This is a genomic window from uncultured Mucilaginibacter sp., from assembly GCF_903893715.1.
Lineage (GTDB): Bacteria > Bacteroidota > Bacteroidia > Sphingobacteriales > Sphingobacteriaceae > Mucilaginibacter.
Genome location: NZ_CAITNG010000102.1, coordinates 20,706 through 41,712, shown reverse-complemented (window position 1 = coordinate 41,712; position 21,007 = coordinate 20,706). Strand labels below are relative to the sequence as shown.

The window sequence follows — 21,007 nt, the reverse complement described above, 5'->3', positions numbered from 1 at the left end:
GTCTTGGTTCTTGATTCTTGCATCTTGATTCTTATTGCTCGTACCCAAATTGCTTCAGGTAATTCTTTTTACTGCGCCAATCGGTAATTACTTTTACAAACATCTCCAAAAAAACCTTTTGTTGGAAAAATTCTTCCATATCCTTTCGGGCGTAGGTACCAACTTTTTTCAGCATGGCGCCGCCCGGGCCAATCAGGATGTTTTTTTGCGAGTCGCGTTCAACAATAATTTCGGCGCTGATGCGGTATATTTTTGCTTCTTCCTTAAAAGCAGTGATCACCACCTCGGTGCTATAAGGTATTTCTTTTTCGTATAGTTTGAATATCTTTTCGCGGATAATTTCCGACGCGAAGAAACGGTCGTTCCTGTCGGTCAAAAAATCCTTTTCGTAATAGGCCGGGTGCTCGGGAATCATGTCCAGCACCAAATCCATTATCGACTGTACGTTATGGTTCAACAATGCCGAAGTGGCAAAAACTGCTTTTGGCTTCAGTGCTTCTTCCCAATAAGCAATCTTGGCCTTCACCGTTTCCTCGTCCGATTTATCTATCTTATTCACCACCACAATGAGCGGGGCCAAACTCCCGTTCAGCTTTTCCAGCACATCGGCTTCATCATATTTTTCGTTGATATCGGTAACCAGCACAACCACATCTGCATCCAGCAGCGAACCTTCCACCTGGTGCATCATGGTTTCCTGCAAGGCGTAATGTGGTTTGATGATGCCCGGTGTATCGCTGAAAACAATTTGGTAATCTTCCTCGTTTACTATACCAAGTATACGGTGGCGCGTAGTTTGGGCCTTAGGCGTAATGATCGACATTTTTTCGCCCACCAATGCATTCATTAGTGTAGACTTACCCGCGTTGGGTTTGCCAATAATGCTTACGAAACCAGCCTTGTGTGCCATGTAAAAAATATATGTAATTTTATTTGGACTGCAAAGAAACGAATTATATCTTTGCAGTCCAATTAAAACGGAGCACAAATTGCATTTCGATAATTGAAAACGCCGTTTTGGAGTAATGAACCAAAACAAATACCAACAAAAATAGTGCGGGATGGAGCAGTTGGTAGCTCGTCGGGCTCATAACCCGAAGGTCGTAGGTTCGAGTCCTGCTCCCGCTACCTCCAATAAATGAAGCCTTTAACTGAAAAGTTAGAGGCTTTTTTTTGTCAAAGATTTTTTTATATTAGAGATTCGGTAGCAACTCGTTACCTGACTTAACAATGAAAAAATTTAGGGTTGTCTTTATTATTATTGTAGGCTTGTCTTTCGCTGCTATGGGGTATACGCAGGTCTATTCTGAAACACAGTCTGTTTACTTATTGGCCCTTGAATTGATAGGATTGGTTGTCTTATTCATAGGGCTGATTGTTACTATCATTAGCAATGAAGGAAAATCGAAAATTTACAAAGTTTTTATTATCTGTTCCTACCTTTTTTTACTTGGATTTTTAGGTCGTCAAGATATTACTGAATACAAAGAAATGACCTGCCAGGATAAATATGGCAGGAGTTTTAATTTAGCACGGCGAAGACTGGGCGTACCTGAAATCCCTGCAGATTGGCATATTTTCGGTAGGGGGAATGGCTTCGTCTCCTGGGTGGCTAATAAGACTGACATTGGTCATAAGGTTAAGCATATAGAGATAGATTCCTCGTGCAGGATAGAAGTTGAGGACGACGGATACAAACTCAAACCACCGCGTGCACCATGGCTCAAACCCTGCTTATATCGACAAAAACTATGGCGGCGTTTTCATTATATGGGACAAGCTTTTTGGCACCTATTGCCCGGAAGGTGAAAAAGTGGCCTACGGCATTACTACCGGCTTTGCAGGCTACCGGCCTTTGGTGCTGGTATTTAAAGGCTTTGTGGATTTGGTTAAAAATAAGATGGATTACAAGGGGTGATACTAACGTTTTACTTGCTTGGGATTTATAGCATCCTAACAGCTTACTGTTCCGCAGACTACAAATCTGCAGCTTTTTAGTACCAGCACTGTTTAATTTTCCAAACTTTAAGCCCCTAACTTTGTAGTCTTAGATTATAAAACAAGGCCCACCCTAAGCTATCCTTATCAACCTGGCCAAATACTGCCCAAACTCATCCTCGAGCAACACCTCAAAGTTATAGCCCGCTTCGGCAGCAATGTCGCTCATACGCTCCTCGTCCATATACAGCCAGTTAAACCAATCGGTTTTTTGTTGATGGTATTCGTATTGATAGGCAATCTCGCCATGATAGCCTGTTTCGGGAAGGTTGCCTTCGTATAAATACGCCACGTCGCTCGAATCGAACAGGACTTGACCACCCTCGTTCAGTAAAGTATCCAGTTGCAACAGCAAGCGCGCGAGGCCATCGGTAGTACCCGCCAGCCCTATGCCGTTCATCAGTAAGAGCAGGGTATCAAACTTGCCCTGGTTATAGGTAAAAATATCAGCAACGGCAGCCTGGGTAACACCCCGCTGTTGCATTACCTGCACCGCCAAAGGCGAAATATCGATAGCCTTTACATCCAGTCCACGGTCTTGCAATGCGAGGGCGTGGCTGCCTGCGCCCGCGCCAATGTCGAGCACGCTGCCCCGGCATTCGTTCAGGGCAAGCCACTCCAGGTCGGGCATATCGTCTTCATCCCTAAAATAGACGTCAACAGGCATCTCTTCTTTGGGGCCATAGCGGTTATGTATCCAAAGTTTGTGTTTGGATAATTGGTGGTAATGGTTGTACAGGGCTTGTCCTAAAATATCGCTCATGGCAGCGCAAATGTATCGAAGGATATTTATACCGCAAACCATTCCGCATTTGCGGTGTTGTGTTAGTAATAGTTATTAATAAAACCATTATGAAAAAGAACATGTTTAGGATAATCGCCTTGCTGGTGCTGGTTGGCAGTTTAGCCTCGAGCTGCTCGGTAGAGTATCAGGAAAACCGCCGCCGCGACCGCGAAGCGCACCAACACGATCAGGATCACCACGATCCCGACCAACATCACAACAACAATTAACCCCAATAAAAAAATGCCTTCAGTAATTACTGAAGGCATTTTTGTTGGTATCAAAGCTGGTCAACTTAAACAAGCTTGCCGGTTTGGCAAATTAAGAGATACGTAATGCAAAAGCGTAGTTGGTGGCCAGTTTGTCTGTTGCTAATTTGATTTCCAGGCCTTCGGCCTTTCGTTCAAATTGTAGTGAGGGGCCGCCGCAAAGATCAACCCGATTGATCGGCTCGGGGCGAAGCTTGCTGTCGGCGGCCAGGCTTTTGATCAATACCTTTCCGTCTTCGGGCCAACCTAATACGATAGCATACAATACATCCCCTTTTGTTGTAAATCGGATATCTTTATAAGTAAAAGGTACGCCCTTGCCCTCATTAAAACCAAGGCCGTTACTCAATGCTACAGGCTTTTCCTGGGCAGGGCCTTCGCCGAAAACTTTCCATGGCCGTGTCGAGAAAATACTTTCACCGTTTAACTTTACCCATTCGGCAATTCCGTTTACAATAGCTGTTTCTTTCTCATCAATCGTGCCATCGCCCCTTACGGGGATACTTAATAAGAGGTTGCCGTTTTTGCTCACAATATCGGCCAGGTCATGGATTACTGTTTTAGCAGTCTTGTACCGGTTTCTGTCGTAAATAGTGCGGTCGTAATGCCAGTCTCCTATGCAGGTATCCGTTTGCCAGGGCAAAGGTTCAAGCGTATTGCTCGATCCCCGCTCAATGTCCCATACCATACATTTTTTTTGTATCTCATCTAAATCCTTTCCGTTCAATATGGCTTCCAGTTTGCCTCTTCTTTTTAAATTGGTATTATAAAAGTGTGCGGCTATTTTTAAGCCGGCATCGCTGATGGGGTATAAGGGCAAAATCGAATCATCAAAATATAACAAGTCCGGGTCATATTTATCAATCAGGTCGATGGTCCGGTTCAAAAATTTATCACAATAAGCTTTTGATGGTATGCTGGCACCATTATCCCAACGCCATTGCTTATGGATACTATTGACGTCATCGCTGCCAATACTCAGTTCATGGTTCTGTTCATATAAGGCTTGCGGATCCATGCCGTCCCACCAAGTGCCTGTGCCATCTTTCTTCTGCAAAAAACCATCATAGGGTACACCAGCTAAAGGGCCTTTTTTATCGGCACGTTTAGCCGTTTCCATCCATGTCCAGGCATGCGAAGCGTGTACGCTTACGCCAAACCGCATACCTTGTTTCTTAGTTGCTTTTGCCCAACCCCCTATAATGTCTTTCTTCGGGCCAACATTCATCGAGTTCCATTGTTGATATTTGCTGTCGAAAGCGTCAAAATTGTCATGGTGATTCACCATGGCAAAAAAATATTGCGCGCCTGTAGTTTTATATAGGCTCAGCAAAGCATCCGGGTCCCAATTCTCGGCTTTCCATTCATGAACAAGGTCCTTAAAACCGAATTTTGACGGATGCCCATATTTTTGAACATGATAATTGTAGCAACGGTCGCCTTCATTGTACATGCGCCTGGCATACCAATCGCCATATTCGGCCTGGCACTGCGGCCCAAAGACGGCCCAGATACCAAATTTTGCATCGCTGAACCATTGCGGGGTTTTGTATTGCTGTAAGGATTCCCAATTGGGTTCAAAAGGCCCTTTCGCTAACATATTGGTGTTAGCTATGGCGCTTTGTAATAGCGTATTGTTTAAACTCAAACCACCTGCAACAATTGCCCCGGTTTTTAAAAAACTTCTTCTGCTCTGTGTCATGTTTACTTACTAAAGCCCTTTAATTTACCAGCTCACACTTTAGGTCTTTTATGGCCGGTTCATTTCCAATCTTATTTCTTAAACTCCACCTTAAAACCAACCACCTGCCATTTGGGCAAGCTGGCCGGTTTGGTAATCACCAAGGCATCGTCTTGCTGTGTCCAGGTCAGTTTTTCTTTGCTGCCCAGCATAGTAACGGCTGCGATTTGCTTGTCCAAATATTTCGAGCCTTTGCCCAGCGAAGTCAGCTTGATGTCGCCGGTTTGAGCAGCCATGCAGTAAGCGTACAGGTTACCGCCTTTGGTGGTAAAACGTACGTCGGTTGGTTGGTAGCCGCGGGTATCGCTCAGGCCGCCAAAGTGGCCCTTTTGCTGGTTCGCTTTAACGGTAGATGGCCCTTCACCATAAATCTTCCATGGGCGCGAACCGTAAATGCCTTCGCCATTGGCGGTAGTCCAATCGGCAACACCCTGCACAATGGCCAACACATCGGGCTCCAGGTCGCCTTCGGGGGTTTGCACCACGTTGAGCAACAGGTTGCCGTTTTTACTAACAATGTCTATTAATAGTTGCGCAACCTCATCGGCGCTCTTATATTTTTGGCCGGTGCGGTAAAACCAATCGCCAATAGAAGTATCTGTTTGCCACGGGAAGGGGCTGATGGAATCCAACACGCCACGCTCCACATCCTGCGCCCATTTGCCTTCCGATGGTTGTTTGCAGTTGTACACGGCGTCCAGTTTGCCGCCGTTTTTGGCCATGTCGGTATTGTAAAAATGTGATATCATGGTGCGACCAACATCGCCGAAAGGCATGCCGCTATCCGAGTACAGCAAGTCGGGGTGATAATTGTCTATCAGTTCGGTAATGCTGGTTAACCATTCCTTTTGCCAGGCGGGGTTATTGCTCAGCCAGTTTTTAATGTCGGATGAGTCAGCTTTTTGATGATACAAATCCTGGTATTGCGGGTCGGCGCCATCATAAGGCACACCTGCCATCGGCCCGGTCTTATCTGCCCCGTGGCTCGGCTGAAACCAGTTAAAGCTGGCTGCCAAATGCTCCGAAACCCCAAAACGTAGTCCCTGGCCCTTTGCAGCTTTTTGCCACAGGCCAACCACGTCCTTGTGCGGACCCATATTCACAGCGTTCCAGCGGTGCACCTTTGAGTTCCATAAAAAAAAGTTGTCGTGGTGGGTGCCCATGCTCACAAAGTATTTGGCGCCGGCTTTTTTATACAGCGCCATCAATTTTTCGGGGTCCCATTTTTCGGCTTTCCATAGCGGGATAATGTCTTTATATCCAAACTTTGCCGGCGGACCGTAATGCTCAACATGGTATTTGTTTTGGCGACTGCCCTCCACATACATGTTTTTGGCATACCAATCGCCCTGGCGCGGCACGGCCTGCGGGCCCCAATGCGCCCAAATGCCAAACTTGGCATCCCTGAACCATTCGGGGTATTGGTATTGTTTTAGCGATTCATCCGTTGCCTTAAATTTACCCTGCTGTGCCGAGCAGGTAATGGCACATGCCGTTATTAAAAATGCAGATAGCACAAATTGTTTGATAAGCTGTGGCCTCATAACAGGTGTTTTAAATAAGTTTATAATTACAAACAGGTTTTCAAATGCGGTTAACCGGTGGAAGGTTTACGACAAATGTTTTTGGTAATGCAATTTGCTCATTTAAAAACCATTATGGCGCGACTATATGGTAAACTATTCTGTTATAATAGTAAACTATTCTGTCACCAAAAATGACGGTATGGCTAAACGAAGGTATTAATAGATTAATCCTGCGAAATAGGAGTCGGTAATTCATCCGAAAAGTGGAGTACCAAATCGAACTAAATATATCGGGAAGTGGGTTTTTCCCTGCACAACAGCAAACAGTATTTTGAACTTGCTTCAATAATTTCGTAACTTTACTTATCATGACGAATGTTGAGCTATACACACAGATTACGCTACTGCCTGATGAACTGCAGAAGGAGGTAAGCGATTTTGTGGAGTTTTTAAATCAAAAATCAAAAAGTGCAAAAAGTATAAAAGAGCGTCAGTTTGGTTATGCAAAGGGCTTTTTCAAAATGTCGCCTGATTTCGACGACCCCTTAGCCGATTTTAAGGACTATATGTAATGCAGTTCCTGTTAGATACGCATACCTTTATCTGGTTTATCAACGGCGATACTTCGCTACCGCCGGATGCCGCTGGCAAAATAAAGAACATCGAAAATAAGTGCTTTATCAGCATTGCCAGTATCTGGGAAATCGCCATAAAAACAAGTCTGGGCAAACTCGAACTGAGATCCGCCTTTGACCAAATCCAAAGCTTTTTAGTTGAAAATGCAATCGAAATATTGCCATTGGCCTTTCCACATATTCAGCGTCTCAATAATCTCGATTTTCACCACCGCGACCCATTCGACCGTATCATTATCGCGCAAAGCATAGTTGAACGATTGACAGTCATTACCAAAGATGAGCATTTCGGTAAATACCACTGTGAAGTTTTGTGGTGAAAACGAAGGTATTAATAGATTAATCCAGCGAAATAGGAGTCGGTAAAGTCATCCGAAAAGTGGAGCACGTTGGGCAAATGCACAAACTCATCTGGGAGGTGGGTAGTGGTGAGGATGACGGTTTTCATTCCCGCGTTCAAAGCGGCTTCGGCTCCTTTGGGCACATCTTCAAATACTAAGCAAGCGGTTGGCTCAATACCCAGTTGTTCGGCTACTTTTAGGTAAGTTTCGGGGTGGGGTTTGCTTAAGGTCACGTCATCTGCGCTTACAATGGCTTTAAAATAATGACGGATGTGCAGGTTGTCCAGCACAAAATCGATATTGAACGGTATGGCCGCCGAACCAATGACCATGGGGATACCTTTTTGATAGGCTGCTTCCAAAAATTCCATCAGGCCTGGCAGCAGGGCCAGTTGGTGCAGGTACTCCTGTTGGTAACGCTTTTCTTTTTCGAAGGATAAGGCAACCATTTCGTCCATGGTAAACCTTTCCGGACCGAACATACGCACCAGCACTTCGGGGTTTTTGCCATACATCTGTTGCTTCACTTCGTCCCAGGTAAAATTCCCGCCAAGGTCGTTGTTCAACAAATATTGCCATGCACGGGTATGAAACTCCATATCGTTTATCATGGTGCCGTTCAGGTCAAAAATAAAAGCTTTAAAAGGGTTTGCCATAAAATATTTTGGCGCAAAAGTATTTTAAATTAGTGTCAGATCAGCTAAGTAAATAAAGTCCTTGCTATTCAAGGTATACAAAGGGGTTTTATAATAAATTGCAGTTGCTGCTATGAGCATATCAGGAATGGATGGCCTGTGGCTTAGGGAATAATTTTCAAAAATACTGATCAATGTGTCGTTGATGTTCTCATCAACAGCGATCTGTCGAAATTTATTTAAGAATTTCATGTTGCGATAAAGGTCTTGTTTATCGCGACTGCCAACCAGGAATTCTACATATGATATTGAACTTATTGCAAGATTATCGACACCTAAAGCATCACATTTTTCAATTATATTAGCATTATGCCTAATAATTTCTATCAGGATGTTGGTATCAATGAGGACCATTATTTAGAAGGCCATGCAGTTTTTCTAATTTCTTCGATAGAAGGAAAATCAGGATTATAATCTATATCATCCCAAAAAGAATTTTTATTTTGAGTGTCTTTCGGGGCAGCCTCGTTAATTTCAAAAGCTATCACCTGAACTTTTTTCCCATAAAATTCTTTAGGTAATTCTATAGAATGATGGGTTTCGTCCGGTATCAATACTTCGTTTAACATTTTAATGTTCTTTTTATTACGATAAATATACGGAATTTCCTTTTAAAATAAAATTCAGCCTTCATCCGCCACAAACTTCATCGACAAGGAATTAACGCAATGCCTGGTGTTTTTCGGCGTAAACCTTTCGCCTTCGAACACGTGGCCCAGGTGCGCGCCGCAATTGGCGCAAACAATTTCCACGCGACGGCCATCGGCATCCAATACGCGATTTACCGCGCCGGGTATCTCATCATCAAAACTCGGCCAGCCGCAATGCGAGTCGAACTTGTCTGCTGAGCGGTACAGCGGCGAGTTGCACCTGCGGCATTCGTAAACACCCGGTACTTTATGGTTGGTATATTCCCCGGTAAAAGGCCTTTCGGTACCTTTGTGTACGATGACGTATTCTTCTTCGGGGGTGAGCTTATTATAGTTCATTTTTTATTGATTGAATGATTGATTGACAGAATGATTGAAGGTTTTCCTTCTCACAAAATATATCTAAATATACGCTTTAGTCGGGTTTTGGTTTGCAACCTTACGGTAAGGAATTGGTTATTTACAAAATGTTGACTTTATGGAATCCTTTTAAAAAGTGCATCTTTTAAATACTAACTTTAATGATATGAACTTAAAACTAATAATGGCGCTCATTTTGGTCTTTTTATCCATTGATAACGCCACTATAACTATTGCACAATCAAGCCAATCTATCAATTCATCGAAATATGCAATTTTAAAATTTAATCCCGGACTTGACCAGTATATTTTTAAAGGGAAATTTAAATCGACCAGTTTGTCGGATAACGAGATAAAAAACATCGAAAAACTAATTGCAATAAGGATTTCAGAATATAATAAAATGAAGCTTGCTGAGAATAAAAAACTGTTAGAAAAATACCCTTCCAAGCCTCATGAGATAATATCGGGCAATTTGATAAATAATCCTGCAGATTATTATAAACAGTTCATTGCCGTTACGGATGCCAAAGGCCAGAAAATTGTTTGGGCTAATTGTTTCTGTACTCCGGAGGAAAAATCGTATTGGAAGAAAGGAATAGTTGAGGTGGAAGACGGAGGTTCGTGCTTTTTTAATCTAAAAATCAACTTAACCACCAATACTGTTTACGACTTTATGGTTAACGGAGAAGCTTAAAACAAAAAAAATCCCGGCCCACCGGACCAGGATTTAAAATATCTATCCCGATAGCTATCAGGACGCAGCACTAAGTACTAAGCTACTACTTTTTCCAGCTTTGCCAATTCCTCGGCCATGGCTGCGCCAATTTCGGCAGGCGATTCCACTACGCGGATACCGCACTCCCTCATGATTTTCATTTTAGCGGCAGCGGTATCGTCGGCACCGCCAACAATAGCACCGGCGTGGCCCATACGCCTACCGGCAGGGGCAGTTTGCCCGGCTATAAAGCCCACTACGGGTTTAGTACCATTTGCTTTTATCCAGCGGGCAGCTTCGGCTTCCATGCCGCCGCCAATTTCGCCTATCATGATGATACCGTGTGTATCAGGGTCGTTCATCAGCAGTTCAACAGCGTCTTTGGTTGGTGTGCCGATGATCGGGTCGCCACCGATACCGATAGCTGTAGTGATGCCTAAACCTGCTTTTACCACCTGATCGACAGCCTCGTAAGTTAAGGTACCCGATTTTGATACCACACCCACATGCCCTTTACGGAAGATAAAGCCCGGCATAATGCCTATTTTAGCTTCGCCGGCGGTAATAACGCCCGGGCAGTTAGGGCCAATTAAACGACAATCGCGGTCGCTGATATATTCTTTTACCATCACCATATCCTTTGTGGGGATACCTTCGGTAATACAAACAATAACTTTTATACCTGCTTCGGCGGCTTCCATTATGGCATCGGCTGCAAAAGCGGGTGGAACAAAAATGATAGATACGTTGGCACCAACCTGGTCAACGGCGTCTTTTACCGTATTAAATACAGGTCGGTCTAAATGCCTCTGACCGCCCTTGCCCGGCGTGACACCACCTACTACATCCGTGCCATACTCAATCATTTGGGAGGCATGGTAGGTGCCTTCGTTACCTGTAAAACCTTGTACAATAACTTTAGAATCGTTGTTTACTAAAACACTCATGGTCTTTATTTTTGTTGGGTCAAATCTAAACTTAATGAATATAATCTCAAAGGATAAATCGTCTTAAATACAATTAATTCCAAATATTTAGAATTATTTGTCGGGTTCCGGGTCGAGCATCAAGAAGCCGAGTTCAGGCTCGCGTTTTTTGCCGATGGAAGCCGGCTCAACGGTTACATAAACTTCCAGCGTGGGCCATACAAAACCCTCGAACAGGTGGCCGCCTTTCATTACCCCGCTGGCCGGTGCCGTACCCACATGGGCGTGCACTACGGGCTTGTTGTTAAACACCGCGATGTTGCCGATAAACGATAATATTTCGGACTGCTCCTTTATCGGGACAACGTGGTACATTTTCTTATCGTAATCCAAACAGCCGAGGGTTGCCGTACTTACCGCGCCGATGCCGGTAAAATGCGCGCAGGTTACGTGGTATTTTTCGGCAAACTCCGTCATGCCGGAAAGGATCTCGTCGCCTTTGTTGAACACCAGCAGGTAGGTTTTTACATTGCCATTGCTGCTTACCAGTTTTACCCTGAGGTTGGGCGCCTTGCCCGGCACTACGGGTATTTGGCCCGGTTTAACGTATTCGTCCTGAGCGAGGGCGGCTTGGGACATGAGGAGGATGAGGAAGATTGGGAGGATGAGTTTTTTGAGCATGGGATAATGTTTAGGTAAATTGATATGCAAAAAAATCAGACGCGTTGATAATTGGTATACCCTGAAATGGATGTAACACTAATAGGTCTTTATCGCCGGAAATGATACATGAGGCTTTTGCAGCAACAGCAAGTTCAAGGAATTGATTGTCTTTTTTGTCGCGGGATGCAGTTATCTCTACTCTGGGTTGAACGAAAATTACCAGGGACTTTAAATTATTAATGATCTGGACACGAACCTCCAACGGCAAGTATTTATCAAACTTGGATCGGATAAACACATCGGCAAATTCACGGTTTGTTGATCTTGAGAAAACGATATGACCTATTTTTATGGCTTTATTTACTGCCTTACCGGATACAGAATCGGGTAATATAAAAGCGCTGATCAGGGTATTCGTATCTATTACGAATACATGGTCAGTCTTTTTCATTTAAAAGCTCGTTGAGTTTCTCCTCTGTAAGGCCGTTGCTTTTAGCTATTTTTCCGGCTTTATCAATCAGCTGAAAAAATTCTTCTTCTTTCATTTCCCGCAGTACATCGGTAATTTTACTTTCGTATTCCTTCCTGAACTTTTTCGAGCTGTTATTCCAGGTCTTTGCCAGCGCATCATCAACTTCTAAAACAATACGTTCCATGATAAACCTCCTTGTTATTACAAATATAAGTATATAGTTACCATTTACGGATCTCAATCTTCAGGTCGTCGGCAGTGATAAACCCGCAGCGTTTTATTTCGGCTTCACCGCTTTCCAATTCCTCATTATACTCCTTTAATGTTTGTGGTTTTTCGGTAGCCTGAAAACCAATACCCATTAACTTTAACGACTGTAGCAACCATTCCTTTTTACCGGGGTCCTTAATGTTATCGAAATCAATAATTTGTTCCATGAGCCGTAAATTAAACCGTGTTATACAAAGCTATCGAAATATAGGGAACGAAGCAAGGGGGTAAGATTTAAGAAGCCGGTTACTGTAGACACAGTCTACAAGCATAAGGATTCGAAGTTGGGAGACTTCGAATAGCGGGGGGGGGGACTTCACCACTTTATCCCGGTTTCCTGCGCCACCAACTGTAAGCCATTCTTGCAAAAAAAAATATCACCAAAAAATAATAAACCGGGAATGTACCGTTACCGTCATCCTTGTTTGCAAGAACTATTACAAACAAACTTATGATAAAAACACCTGCAAAACCTTTAATATACCGTTTTAGTTTTTCATTCCTTGCTTTTTTTGTCCAGGCTTTTCTGATCGATCTATTAACTATCTCAGCTTTTATTGCTTCCTCATTTACCAACTCCAATACCTTTCCATTAATATCGGCCCATTGTTCATAATTTTCGAGTGTGAACGCCTCGTAGATACTCAAGAAATTGATTAGTTCTACCTGTAATTGGGTTAGATCAGGTAAATAGTATATATCATAATCGTCGAACATGTAGATGGTGTCCGTTTCAAACGAAGTGAGTATATCCCAAGATGAAATACTTCCTACCAAAATGGCTACTTTTTCAACCTCTGTAACATCCTGGATAGGGTGACGGTGATAAATAAGAGCCAAAAGCACCCTGTAGCAAATGGGGCCGTATGGCGGTTTAACATATTGGCCAATTATCTCGATGAGGTTATTTGCATTGTTACCTAACGATAGTTCAATAAAAAAATAATCAGGGGCGTCGGTATCGTTTATGATTTTGTCAGCCCATTGTATTACGTCATTTTTTTGTACGATCCCTCTGCTCAGCCCTAAACGAAAAACCTCAAGTAGCGGTAAAAAGTCATTGTGCTTAGTCGTTTCCATTTGTATGTAATATTATGTATAATTTTATAATTTTCGCATAAAGACTTTCCGTCAACCTTCCCTATGCTGGGGTTGTGCGTACTTAAAGTGGTCGCTATTTCTTGCCAATCCCACCAAAATTTCGTACCTTGTATAGATTGTTTTAAAGAGTAAAGAATAAGGAACATGAGTAAAAACGTTCTCTGAAAGATACCCATAAATACCCATGTGCCTGGTAAAAAATGTCATTTCGAAACGGGGCACGAGTGAGAAAAATTTACGGAGCGAGTGTAGCGCCAATGCACGCCGGTAATGTCGGGTTTGTAAAGTTCTCTCCCTGCGGTCGAGATGACATGGTGGTTTAGGGGCAATAACGGCATGATGTGGATACCCATAAATGCCATGATGGGTGCAACGGTTGGCTTGTGGGTATGGGTTTAACAAATTGGCAATAGTAAGCCCATTTTTCAGGATAAACACCCATATTTACCCATATAACCTGGCGGAATTTTGGCGCGTATTAAGAAAATGATAAAATTTGGCCGGTGGGTGGCGAAAAATATTTTTTTGCGGATACCCATATTTACCCATAGGGTTGGTTCATTATTTCATTGGCCATTAGTTCATTGGTGCCTGTCGTGGCTTACCTCTCGCGCAGAGATTGCTCTCCCGAAACAAGTTCGGGACAGGCTGTGCCTGGCAATGACGTGGTGGTGAGCGGGTAAAGATTTGACAACTTTTTGAAAGTTGTCAAATCTGATTCGGGTGCGATGGGGAAAATGAAACGTACCCATAAATGCCCATATTTTGATGGAAGATGGAAGATGTGTAAAAATGCACCACCTTTTACCGTCCGGTGAGGGTTTGAGGTAAAAGGTGGTGGGTATACGTCTTCTACTGTTTCACCTGTCCCGGGTCGGCGACGTCGCTGGCGGCGGGGGGCGAGTTGAGGATAACGGGTGCCACGTAACGGGTGGGCAGCCATGTTTCCAGTTCGGCCATGGCCAGTTTGTTTTGCGGCTTAAATTTTGCCGAGGCCATATAGTCGAGGATGGATTTGCGCAGCGTTGCGGCAGCGGGCTTGCCTTCTACGCCATCCGTGCTGAGGTTGAAGGAGGTGACCACGAGCTTGCCGTTGCTTGCCTGACATTCAAACAGCATGGAAAGCCGCAGGTTACGGTTCCAGTCGTCGATGGGTTGCACCACCGATGTTAAGGTTGGCGAAAGGGCTTCCATGTTCATGGCTACGGTTTTGGGCAGCAGGTTTACCCATTGCCAGTCGCAGCAGTCCTCTGTCGGGAATCCCGCGAGGGCACCGTGGTTGGCTGCGTTGAGCAGTCCGAGCATCCAGGTGCGGGCCGGGTTCATCAGGCGGTTCCAAAATATGGGCGAGGTGGTGAGGGCCAGGTCGTTAGAGGGCTTTTCGGGCGCGCCCGAGAGGAACAACACCTTGCCGCCGGCATCCAAACGTGCTTTGGCCTCGTCCCAGGAACTGGTAACCAATACATCGGCAGGGGCTTCGGTTTTTACAGCCGCCGGGTATAGCCAAAACGACCAGTGGTTACTAAAGCCTGTGCCTTCAATCTCCAGCACCAGCGAGTAGGCTGCCGGAGCAGGCAGGCTTGCAAGCGGGGCCGAGATGGTTCCCAAAGCCTGGCCGCTGCCGCGCGATATGTCGCAAGCGGGCAGGCCACCCATCATGACCGGTTTGCCGGCACTGTCGTGTATCCGCCACATAGGCACAACACCCTTGAAGGCCTTAGGGCCGTAATGCGCTACTTCGGCACTGGCGGTGAGGGTTTGGTCGCCGGTAAAGATGCGGTTCTTCAAGCGGATGAGGGGCACGGTGGTATTGTTGAAGCGCTTGAACTCGTTGGCGGTAACATAGCCCTTCTCTTCCCAAAAGGCATCGAGCAGGCCGATGAGCGCGCCGCCCTGGCCAAGGTAGTCGTGCAGGTCGAGCAGCTGGTAGCCCGAGTAGGATGGCGTGCGCAGCAAGGCTTCAATCTCCTCCTTGTAACATGCCACCTGGAATTTGCCGGAGGCATGGGCAAGCGCCTTGTTACCGGCGAGGATGCCGTGCGCCTGTGCGCTATCGCGCATGATGATATAGTTGCCGGGGTGCATATAGGGCACCTTGCCCCAGCCAATCCCTTCGGGGAAGGCGGCATATTTGGCCTTGCCGTTAAATTTTTCGACGACGCCAAAATCGGGGTAAGCGCAATACTGGCCAATCTCGTGCCCGATGCAGGGGACGGTAACGCCGGCGCGTATGGTGCCCAGGTTCTCTTCGTAATCCGACCCGAACCAACCGCGCGGGCCGCGTGCCGGGCTACCGGTAACGAGGTAGTCGGCAGCGAAGGCAGTACCCTTACCACCCGGTGGCGGCGCCCAACGGCCCGTACCATCGCTGTAGAGGCGGCGCGGGTCGGCAGTGTGCCAGGCTTTGTCCCACAGGGGCAATTGTTCGGCGTAGTGGCCGGCAGGTTCGTTCGTGGCGTTGAGCATCACAAAGGATGGGTGGTTGCCGTAGGCTTTGAGCATTAAGGTGGTTTCGTCGTTCAGTACTGCCAGCATCTTGCGTTCGGTATCAAAGGAGTTCCACATACCGCATTCGGGCTGCAGGTAAAAGCCCAGTTCGTCGGCCGCTGTAAAGGCAGCTTCGGGAGGGCACCAGGAGTGAAAGCGCATACCGTTGAGGCCCCAGGCCTTGCAGATGCCGATGATCTTTTTCCAGGTGGGCACATCGGTAGCCGGGTAGCCCGTTAAGGGGAAGCCACCGCCATCGTGTGTGGCACGCAGGTATAGCTGGTCGCCGTTGAGTAAGATGCGGTTGCCGTCGGTCTTGATTTCGCGCATACCGAAGGTAAGCTGCTTTTGATGGTCGGCCCCGCCACCGTTTAGCGAAACGGTCAGGTGTTGCAATTCGGGCGTAAACTCGTTCCATAAACCAGCGTTGGGCATGGGCACGTCTATCACCGCTTTGCCGCCCTTATCGTCCCAGGTAACCGGCAGGGATACGCCGCCTGCCGATAGGGTGCCTTTCCCGGACTTACCGGTAAGGTTAACTATCGAAACACGGACCTGTGCCGTTTTGCCGGCGATGTTGGGGAACACCTGCGCGTCGGCTATCCAAACCGGCGATGTGGCCGAAAGTTCGATGCGGCCTACGATGCCGTTCCAGGTGGAGCCTTCACCGTCCGACACGGCATGCCCATCCGGACGGTAAGCCGGCGAAAGCATGCTGTTATCAATGCGGATGCTGAGCAAATGCTTGCCCGGCGTTAACACACCCAGGTCGAACTCGTGTGGTGCTACCAGCGAGCGGTTGCTGCCGACCAGCTTGTCGCCGAGGTATACGTCGGTTTGCCAGCGGGTGCGCTCAAGCAATAGTTCGATGCGTTTTCCGGCCCATGTTGCGGGTATATCTATATCCCGTTGATACCAGGCCACGCCCAAATAATGGCGCACCGGTTGCGACAGATAAGGCACCTGGATATTGCCGGGCACGGTGTATGGTTTATATTGGGGCAGCAGGTACCAGCGCATATCGCGGGGCAGCGCGGCTACAAATTTGGTATCGGCCGTTATTTCGTCGCCAAAACCCTGGGTTTGCAGTATGCCGGGCAAGGAGATATCGGTATTGGCCGCCAATGGCTTACCGAACCAGCCGGCAGTTACCCCTTCGTTGGTACGGTCGAGCGCGAAACGCCAGTTGCCTGCTAATGAAACTGCCCCGGGTGCAGGTGGCACGGCGGTTAACGCTTTTGCAAAAAGCCCGGTTTTTGGGTAGAATGCGGCTGTCGCTGCCACAATGCCGGTGGTGGTGAGAAAAGAGCGGCGGCTCATCGAAGGTTTTTTATCGTCGGTCATTTTAAATAGGTTAGGATGGTCAAATACCTGGTTTATTTTTTTGGTACACAAACCTATTATTTAAAAAGGGCTTTTTCATCAAAATTGTCAACATCACAGTTATAATACAAAATGGACTGCAGACTGAACCAGCATAATCATCGGGGTGCAGGCGTTAACTTATTGCTTCCCTGTACTTTGCTTCATCAAATTCCTTCTCGCTTTTCGCGATGACTACCGCCGCTATGCCATTGCCGATCATATTGGTCAAAGCCCGCGCTTCCGACATAAATCGGTCTACCGCGAACAAGATCACGAGGCCTTCAATCGGTATCATTTTAGTAGCCAGCAGGGTTGAACTGAGTACGATAAAGCCGCCGCCTGTAACAGCCGCCGCACCTTTGGAGGTTACCATCAAAATGCCCATCAGGCTTAATTCCTGCCCAAAGCTGAGCGGTACATGGAAAGCCTGTGCCAAAAAAATTACGGCCATGCTCAGGTATATGGTGGTGCCGTCTAAATTGAAAGAGTAGCCCGTCGGGATCACCAAATCCACTACCGACCGTGAGCAGCCAAAGCGCTCCATCTTCTCCATCATGGCTGGTAATACGGTTTCGGAGGACGAGGTGCCTACCACCACCAATATTTCCTGCCGGATGAACTTGAGGTATTGCCATAGGCTAAACTTGCACAGCCAGCATACGATGAACAGCACCACAAAAATGAACAAAAGCATGGTGAGGTAAACCGAGCCCATTAAAGCAGCCAGCGGGCGCAAGGTTTGTACCCCGAAAGCCCCTACGGTATAGGCCATTCCGCCAAAAGCGCCCAGCGGTGCCAACCGCATGATCATCTTCATGATGTTGAAAAATACTTTTGCCAGTTTGTCGAAGGTGGTGATAAGCGACTGCCCCTCCGCGCCCATTTTGCTGATACCGAAACCGAACAGGATGGCAAAAAGCAATATCTGCAAAATATCGCCCCGGGTAAAGCTATCGAACATATTAGACGAAATGATATGCGTGAGAAAATCCCAGCCGCTGCCGGCTTGCTTTTCGTAATCGGCGAGTTTGGTAAGGTCTTTAGCGTTATGCGATAAGTTGTTTACCGCGAGGCCATCGCCTGGTTTTAGTATATTGGCCACAGCCAGCCCGATAAACAAGGCGAAGGTGGTAATGATCTCGAAGTATAAGATGGCTTTGCCACCAACGCGGCCTACTTTTTTCATATCGCCCATGCTGGCTATGCCCAACACTATGGTAAGGAAGATGATAGGCGCGATGAGCCATTTGATCAGGTCGATAAATTTTTCGCTGATGATTTTCGCCGTAGGTGCAAATGCAGGGAAATATATCCCGACAACAATGCCCAACAGAATGGCAACAAGTACCTGGAAGTTAAGATTTAGTAAAACACGCTTCATATGGTCAGTTTACTGGCTTAAGGTAACAAAATTTAACAGCATCAAACCAAAAAAATAAATTTGAATATAAATATACCAAATGGTATATTTGATGCATGGAAAATAATTTACCCAAGGCCGAACGCACCCGTAAGTTTATTATAAAAACCACGGCCGGTATTTTTAATACCAAAGGGTACGCGGGCACGGCCCTGTCTGACCTGACGGACGCCACCAACCTTACCAAAGGCAGCATTTACGGCAATTTTGCCAACAAAGAAGAGGTTGCCCTCGCCGTGTTCGACCATAACCTCGACACGGTTACCAAACTGATCAGGGAGCAGATGGGCAAAGCCGAAACCTTTAGCCAAAAGCTGATGGTGTATGTACGCGTATACCATGATTATCACACCAAACCCTTCCCCGAAGGCGGCTGCCCGATACTGAACACTGCCATTGAAGCCGATGATACCAGCACCTCACTAAAGGAACGGGCCGCTAAAGCCATCCTACGCTGGAAAAGGGGCATCACCAATCTGGTACAGGCCGGTATGGATGCAAGGGAGTTTAAAGCGGGCAACTACAAGGAGCAGTTTGCCATCAGCCTGATGGCCCTGATAGAAGGCGGCCTGATGATAGCCAAAGTAACCGACGAGCCGAACACCATGGATGCTATTACCAAGACTGCCATCGTGCTCATCAATACCATCAAAAATTAGAGATTAATATTGAATTGTCTCGCCTCTAAGGCACTAAGTCGCGAATAAGAAAGGCTTAGTGTATTTGTGGCAATATCGGCTACCCCACCTTTATCCCCGTTGAGTTGAACTGCAGGTCGTATAGTTTGCGGTAATAGCCGTCGTTTATGCGCAGCAGTTCCTGGTGGGTGCCCATCTCCATTATTTCGCCATGGTCGAGCACGATGATCTTATCGGCGTTCTGTATGGTAGAGAGACGGTGTGCGATAACAATAGCCGTGCGGCCTTCCATCAGTTTGTAAATGGCGGTTTGTATCAGTTCCTCGGTTTCGGTATCTACGGATGAAGTAGCCTCATCCAGCACCAATATCTTCGGATCGTACACCAACGCGCGGATGAACGATATCAGCTGCGCTTGTCCCGCCGATAACGTTGCACCGCGTTCCATCACGTTATAATCGTAGCCGCCGGGCAAACGTTCAATAAATTCGTGGGCGCCGACTTCTTTAGCTGCCGCTATAATGCGCTCGCGCGAAATGTTGGGGTTGTTCAGACTGATATTGTTAGCGATGGTATCGGTAAACAAGAACACATCTTGTATCACAGTAGCTATTTGTGTGCGTAAAAAGTTGATGTCGTATTCGCGGATATCCACCCCGTCTATCATCGCGCTGCCTTTACCTATCTCATAAAAACGGTTCAGGATATTGATGGTGGATGATTTGCCCGCCCCGGTAGCACCCACCAAAGCCAAAGTTTCGCCGGGTTTTACATGGAAGGAAATATCCTTCAGCACCCAATTCTCCTCGTTATAGGCAAACCAAAGGTTTTTAAACTCGATCTCGCCATTGATGTGGGCAGGCTGCAAGGTGCCCGAGTTAACCACCACCTCATCGGTATCCAATACCTTAAAAATACGATCGGCACCCACCATGCCCATTTGCAGGGTATTGAATTTATCAGCCAGTTGGCGGATAGGCCGGAACATTAAGTTGATCAAAAAGATGAACGAGAAAATAAGCCCCGGTGTAATACCGTCCTTACCGCTGGTAAGCAGTACAATTTCCTGGTCGGACAAAATTCGCCTCGAACCATACCACACCAGCAGCCCCAATGACAATGCCGAAAATATCTCGACCACCGGGAAAAAGATAGAATAATAATAGTTGGAACGGATATTGGCGTCGCGGTACTTTTGATTTACATCCACGAACTTGCGCATCTCCTGGTCTTCGCGGGCGAAGTATTGGATGATGCTAATGCCGGTAATATGTTCGGCCAAAAAGGTATTCAAACGGGCAACTTGTGTTCGTACTTCCTGAAAAGAAGACTTAATGGCCTCTTTAAAAATATAGGTAGCACCTATCAAAAAAGGAATAGGCGCTAAAGTGATAAGCCCGAGTTTCCAGTCGCGGAAGATCATATAGGTTACGATAGACACCACCAATAGCAAATCGCCGATGATGGATATCAAACCTTCCGAAAAAATATCGGCGATGGTTTCCAGGTCGGATACGGTTCGGGTAATCAATATACCGATCGGCGTGCGGTCGAAATACCTTAACTTGAGACTGGTGATATGGTTGAAAATATCAATGCGTAAATTGCGGATAACCGATTGGCCCAACGAGTTGGTGAGGTAAGTTTGGTAATACTGCCCCGCTGTTTGTACAAGCAAAATGCCAACCATCAGGGCCACCATCGCAACCAGCCCGCTGTAATTACCCATCATGATATAATCATTAACAGCTTTTTCAGTCAGGATGGGTTGCACCAACGCGCCCACCGCCAAAAACACGGTGAGGAAGGCGGCGATGATAAACGTAACCTTGTAGGGCTTCACGTATTGCATTACGCGCCTCAGTAAATTCCAATCTAACGCTTTACCGGTTACCTGCGACATTTGGCCCCCTCTAAATCTCCTCCGTTAGCTAACGGAGAGACTTTT

23 protein-coding genes and 1 tRNA gene are annotated in these 21,007 nt (G+C 46.4%); 7 read left to right on the top strand and 17 right to left on the bottom strand.

Annotated features, from left to right (window positions below; translation table 11 throughout):
* Positions 1–31: 31 nt before the first annotated feature.
* Positions 32–910 carry a GTPase Era gene (era, locus tag QZX97_RS11670; RefSeq protein WP_295654867.1) on the bottom strand — a complete coding sequence of 293 codons (879 nt, stop codon included), beginning with the start codon at positions 908–910 and terminating at the stop codon, positions 32–34.
* Between the two features lie 145 nt (positions 911–1,055).
* Here era and QZX97_RS11665 point away from each other — a divergent pair.
* Positions 1,056–1,128, top strand: a tRNA-Met gene (locus tag QZX97_RS11665).
* Between the two features lie 550 nt (positions 1,129–1,678).
* On the top strand, positions 1,679–1,918 hold the full coding sequence (locus QZX97_RS11660; RefSeq protein ID WP_295654865.1) for a sterol desaturase family protein: 240 nt from the start codon (positions 1,679–1,681) through the stop codon (positions 1,916–1,918).
* Between the two features lie 153 nt (positions 1,919–2,071).
* Here the strand turns inward: QZX97_RS11660 and QZX97_RS11655 are convergent, their stop codons facing one another.
* A complete protein-coding gene (locus tag QZX97_RS11655) occupies positions 2,072–2,761 on the bottom strand; it encodes a class I SAM-dependent methyltransferase (protein WP_295654863.1) in 690 nt (229 codons plus the stop codon).
* A gap of 89 nt (positions 2,762–2,850) precedes the next feature.
* Here QZX97_RS11655 and QZX97_RS11650 point away from each other — a divergent pair, with 89 nt between their 5' ends.
* Complete coding sequence (locus tag QZX97_RS11650; protein WP_295664663.1) at positions 2,851–3,012, top strand: hypothetical protein; 162 nt, start codon at positions 2,851–2,853, stop codon at positions 3,010–3,012.
* A gap of 91 nt (positions 3,013–3,103) precedes the next feature.
* Here the strand turns inward: QZX97_RS11650 and QZX97_RS11645 are convergent, their stop codons facing one another.
* Complete coding sequence (locus QZX97_RS11645; protein WP_295654859.1) at positions 3,104–4,753, bottom strand: alpha-L-fucosidase; 1,650 nt, start codon at positions 4,751–4,753, stop codon at positions 3,104–3,106.
* 71 nt (positions 4,754–4,824) lie between these two features.
* Complete coding sequence (locus QZX97_RS11640; RefSeq protein WP_295654857.1) at positions 4,825–6,336, bottom strand: alpha-L-fucosidase; 1,512 nt, start codon at positions 6,334–6,336, stop codon at positions 4,825–4,827.
* A 350-nt stretch (positions 6,337–6,686) separates the two neighbouring features.
* On the opposite strand from QZX97_RS11640, the gene QZX97_RS11635 reads away from it, so the two are divergent.
* Positions 6,687–6,890: a DUF2281 domain-containing protein gene (locus QZX97_RS11635; RefSeq protein WP_295654856.1), complete on the top strand. Its 204-nt coding sequence runs from the start codon at positions 6,687–6,689 to the stop codon at positions 6,888–6,890.
* Positions 6,890–7,273, top strand: coding sequence for a type II toxin-antitoxin system VapC family toxin (locus QZX97_RS11630; RefSeq protein WP_295654854.1), 384 nt, complete (start codon positions 6,890–6,892; stop codon positions 7,271–7,273). Before QZX97_RS11635 ends, QZX97_RS11630 begins: the two co-directional genes overlap by 1 nt.
* 11 nt (positions 7,274–7,284) lie before the next feature.
* Here QZX97_RS11630 and QZX97_RS11625 read toward each other — a convergent pair whose 3' ends face one another.
* From QZX97_RS11625 to QZX97_RS11610, 4 genes are read right to left on the bottom strand one after another with little or no spacing between them, the layout of a single operon-like run.
* Entirely contained in the window at positions 7,285–7,950 is a 666-nt protein-coding gene (locus tag QZX97_RS11625; RefSeq protein WP_295654852.1) for an HAD family phosphatase, read from the bottom strand.
* Between the two features lie 24 nt (positions 7,951–7,974).
* Entirely contained in the window at positions 7,975–8,343 is a 369-nt protein-coding gene (locus tag QZX97_RS11620) for a type II toxin-antitoxin system VapC family toxin (RefSeq protein ID WP_295654851.1), read from the bottom strand.
* A complete protein-coding gene (locus QZX97_RS11615; protein ID WP_295654850.1) occupies positions 8,343–8,558 on the bottom strand; it encodes a hypothetical protein in 216 nt (71 codons plus the stop codon). The genes QZX97_RS11620 and QZX97_RS11615 overlap by 1 nt, the downstream gene beginning before the upstream one ends.
* A gap of 54 nt (positions 8,559–8,612) precedes the next feature.
* Positions 8,613–8,978 (bottom strand): methionine-R-sulfoxide reductase, encoded by a 366-nt coding sequence (locus QZX97_RS11610; protein ID WP_295654848.1) that lies wholly within the window; start codon positions 8,976–8,978, stop codon positions 8,613–8,615.
* A gap of 187 nt (positions 8,979–9,165) precedes the next feature.
* Here QZX97_RS11610 and QZX97_RS11605 point away from each other — a divergent pair, with 187 nt between their 5' ends.
* Positions 9,166–9,696 (top strand): hypothetical protein, encoded by a 531-nt coding sequence (locus QZX97_RS11605; RefSeq protein ID WP_295654846.1) that lies wholly within the window; start codon positions 9,166–9,168, stop codon positions 9,694–9,696.
* Between the two features lie 77 nt (positions 9,697–9,773).
* On the opposite strand, the gene sucD is transcribed toward QZX97_RS11605, so the two are convergent.
* The 8 genes from sucD to dctA form a co-directional block, all read right to left on the bottom strand.
* Complete coding sequence (sucD, locus tag QZX97_RS11600; RefSeq protein WP_295654844.1) at positions 9,774–10,664, bottom strand: succinate--CoA ligase subunit alpha; 891 nt, start codon at positions 10,662–10,664, stop codon at positions 9,774–9,776.
* Between the two features lie 93 nt (positions 10,665–10,757).
* The gene (locus QZX97_RS11595; protein ID WP_295654842.1) at positions 10,758–11,324 is read right to left on the bottom strand and encodes a PPC domain-containing DNA-binding protein; all 567 of its coding nucleotides are present in this window, start codon (positions 11,322–11,324) and stop codon (positions 10,758–10,760) included.
* A 10-nt stretch (positions 11,325–11,334) separates the two neighbouring features.
* Positions 11,335–11,757, bottom strand: coding sequence for a putative toxin-antitoxin system toxin component, PIN family (locus tag QZX97_RS11590; protein WP_295654840.1), 423 nt, complete (start codon positions 11,755–11,757; stop codon positions 11,335–11,337).
* Entirely contained in the window at positions 11,744–11,962 is a 219-nt protein-coding gene (locus QZX97_RS11585; RefSeq protein WP_295654839.1) for a hypothetical protein, read from the bottom strand. Before QZX97_RS11585 ends, QZX97_RS11590 begins: the two co-directional genes overlap by 14 nt.
* 37 nt (positions 11,963–11,999) lie before the next feature.
* On the bottom strand, positions 12,000–12,215 hold the full coding sequence (locus tag QZX97_RS11580) for a hypothetical protein (RefSeq protein WP_295654838.1): 216 nt from the start codon (positions 12,213–12,215) through the stop codon (positions 12,000–12,002).
* A gap of 157 nt (positions 12,216–12,372) precedes the next feature.
* Positions 12,373–13,128 (bottom strand): hypothetical protein, encoded by a 756-nt coding sequence (locus QZX97_RS11575; protein WP_295654837.1) that lies wholly within the window; start codon positions 13,126–13,128, stop codon positions 12,373–12,375.
* 873 nt (positions 13,129–14,001) lie between these two features.
* A complete protein-coding gene (locus QZX97_RS11570; RefSeq protein WP_295654835.1) occupies positions 14,002–16,980 on the bottom strand; it encodes a sugar-binding domain-containing protein in 2,979 nt (992 codons plus the stop codon).
* A gap of 154 nt (positions 16,981–17,134) precedes the next feature.
* Positions 17,135–18,382 carry a C4-dicarboxylate transporter DctA gene (dctA, locus tag QZX97_RS11565; protein WP_295654833.1) on the bottom strand — a complete coding sequence of 416 codons (1,248 nt, stop codon included), beginning with the start codon at positions 18,380–18,382 and terminating at the stop codon, positions 17,135–17,137.
* A gap of 95 nt (positions 18,383–18,477) precedes the next feature.
* Here dctA and QZX97_RS11560 point away from each other — a divergent pair, with 95 nt between their 5' ends.
* Positions 18,478–19,080 carry a TetR/AcrR family transcriptional regulator gene (locus QZX97_RS11560; RefSeq protein ID WP_295654831.1) on the top strand — a complete coding sequence of 201 codons (603 nt, stop codon included), beginning with the start codon at positions 18,478–18,480 and terminating at the stop codon, positions 19,078–19,080.
* Between the two features lie 79 nt (positions 19,081–19,159).
* On the opposite strand, the gene QZX97_RS11555 is transcribed toward QZX97_RS11560, so the two are convergent.
* The gene (locus tag QZX97_RS11555) at positions 19,160–20,962 is read right to left on the bottom strand and encodes an ABC transporter ATP-binding protein (protein WP_295654829.1); all 1,803 of its coding nucleotides are present in this window, start codon (positions 20,960–20,962) and stop codon (positions 19,160–19,162) included.
* Positions 20,963–21,007 lie beyond the last annotated feature (45 nt).

Coding starts and splice junctions, on each gene's coding strand:
- era (WP_295654867.1), bottom strand. CDS start 910: ATGGCACACAAGGCTGGTTTCGTAAGCATTATTGGCAAACCCAACGCG.
- QZX97_RS11655 (WP_295654863.1), bottom strand. CDS start 2,761: ATGAGCGATATTTTAGGACAAGCCCTGTACAACCATTACCACCAATTA.
- QZX97_RS11650 (WP_295664663.1), top strand. CDS start 2,851: ATGAAAAAGAACATGTTTAGGATAATCGCCTTGCTGGTGCTGGTTGGC.
- QZX97_RS11645 (WP_295654859.1), bottom strand. CDS start 4,753: ATGACACAGAGCAGAAGAAGTTTTTTAAAAACCGGGGCAATTGTTGCA.
- QZX97_RS11640 (WP_295654857.1), bottom strand. CDS start 6,336: ATGAGGCCACAGCTTATCAAACAATTTGTGCTATCTGCATTTTTAATA.
- QZX97_RS11635 (WP_295654856.1), top strand. CDS start 6,687: ATGACGAATGTTGAGCTATACACACAGATTACGCTACTGCCTGATGAA.
- QZX97_RS11630 (WP_295654854.1), top strand. CDS start 6,890: ATGCAGTTCCTGTTAGATACGCATACCTTTATCTGGTTTATCAACGGC.
- QZX97_RS11625 (WP_295654852.1), bottom strand. CDS start 7,950: ATGGCAAACCCTTTTAAAGCTTTTATTTTTGACCTGAACGGCACCATG.
- QZX97_RS11620 (WP_295654851.1), bottom strand. CDS start 8,343: ATGGTCCTCATTGATACCAACATCCTGATAGAAATTATTAGGCATAAT.
- QZX97_RS11615 (WP_295654850.1), bottom strand. CDS start 8,558: ATGTTAAACGAAGTATTGATACCGGACGAAACCCATCATTCTATAGAA.
- QZX97_RS11610 (WP_295654848.1), bottom strand. CDS start 8,978: ATGAACTATAATAAGCTCACCCCCGAAGAAGAATACGTCATCGTACAC.
- QZX97_RS11605 (WP_295654846.1), top strand. CDS start 9,166: ATGAACTTAAAACTAATAATGGCGCTCATTTTGGTCTTTTTATCCATT.
- sucD (WP_295654844.1), bottom strand. CDS start 10,664: ATGAGTGTTTTAGTAAACAACGATTCTAAAGTTATTGTACAAGGTTTT.
- QZX97_RS11595 (WP_295654842.1), bottom strand. CDS start 11,324: ATGCTCAAAAAACTCATCCTCCCAATCTTCCTCATCCTCCTCATGTCC.
- QZX97_RS11590 (WP_295654840.1), bottom strand. CDS start 11,757: ATGAAAAAGACTGACCATGTATTCGTAATAGATACGAATACCCTGATC.
- QZX97_RS11585 (WP_295654839.1), bottom strand. CDS start 11,962: ATGGAACGTATTGTTTTAGAAGTTGATGATGCGCTGGCAAAGACCTGG.
- QZX97_RS11580 (WP_295654838.1), bottom strand. CDS start 12,215: ATGGAACAAATTATTGATTTCGATAACATTAAGGACCCCGGTAAAAAG.
- QZX97_RS11575 (WP_295654837.1), bottom strand. CDS start 13,128: ATGGAAACGACTAAGCACAATGACTTTTTACCGCTACTTGAGGTTTTT.
- QZX97_RS11570 (WP_295654835.1), bottom strand. CDS start 16,980: ATGACCGACGATAAAAAACCTTCGATGAGCCGCCGCTCTTTTCTCACC.
- dctA (WP_295654833.1), bottom strand. CDS start 18,382: ATGAAGCGTGTTTTACTAAATCTTAACTTCCAGGTACTTGTTGCCATT.
- QZX97_RS11560 (WP_295654831.1), top strand. CDS start 18,478: ATGGAAAATAATTTACCCAAGGCCGAACGCACCCGTAAGTTTATTATA.
- QZX97_RS11555 (WP_295654829.1), bottom strand. CDS start 20,962: ATGTCGCAGGTAACCGGTAAAGCGTTAGATTGGAATTTACTGAGGCGC.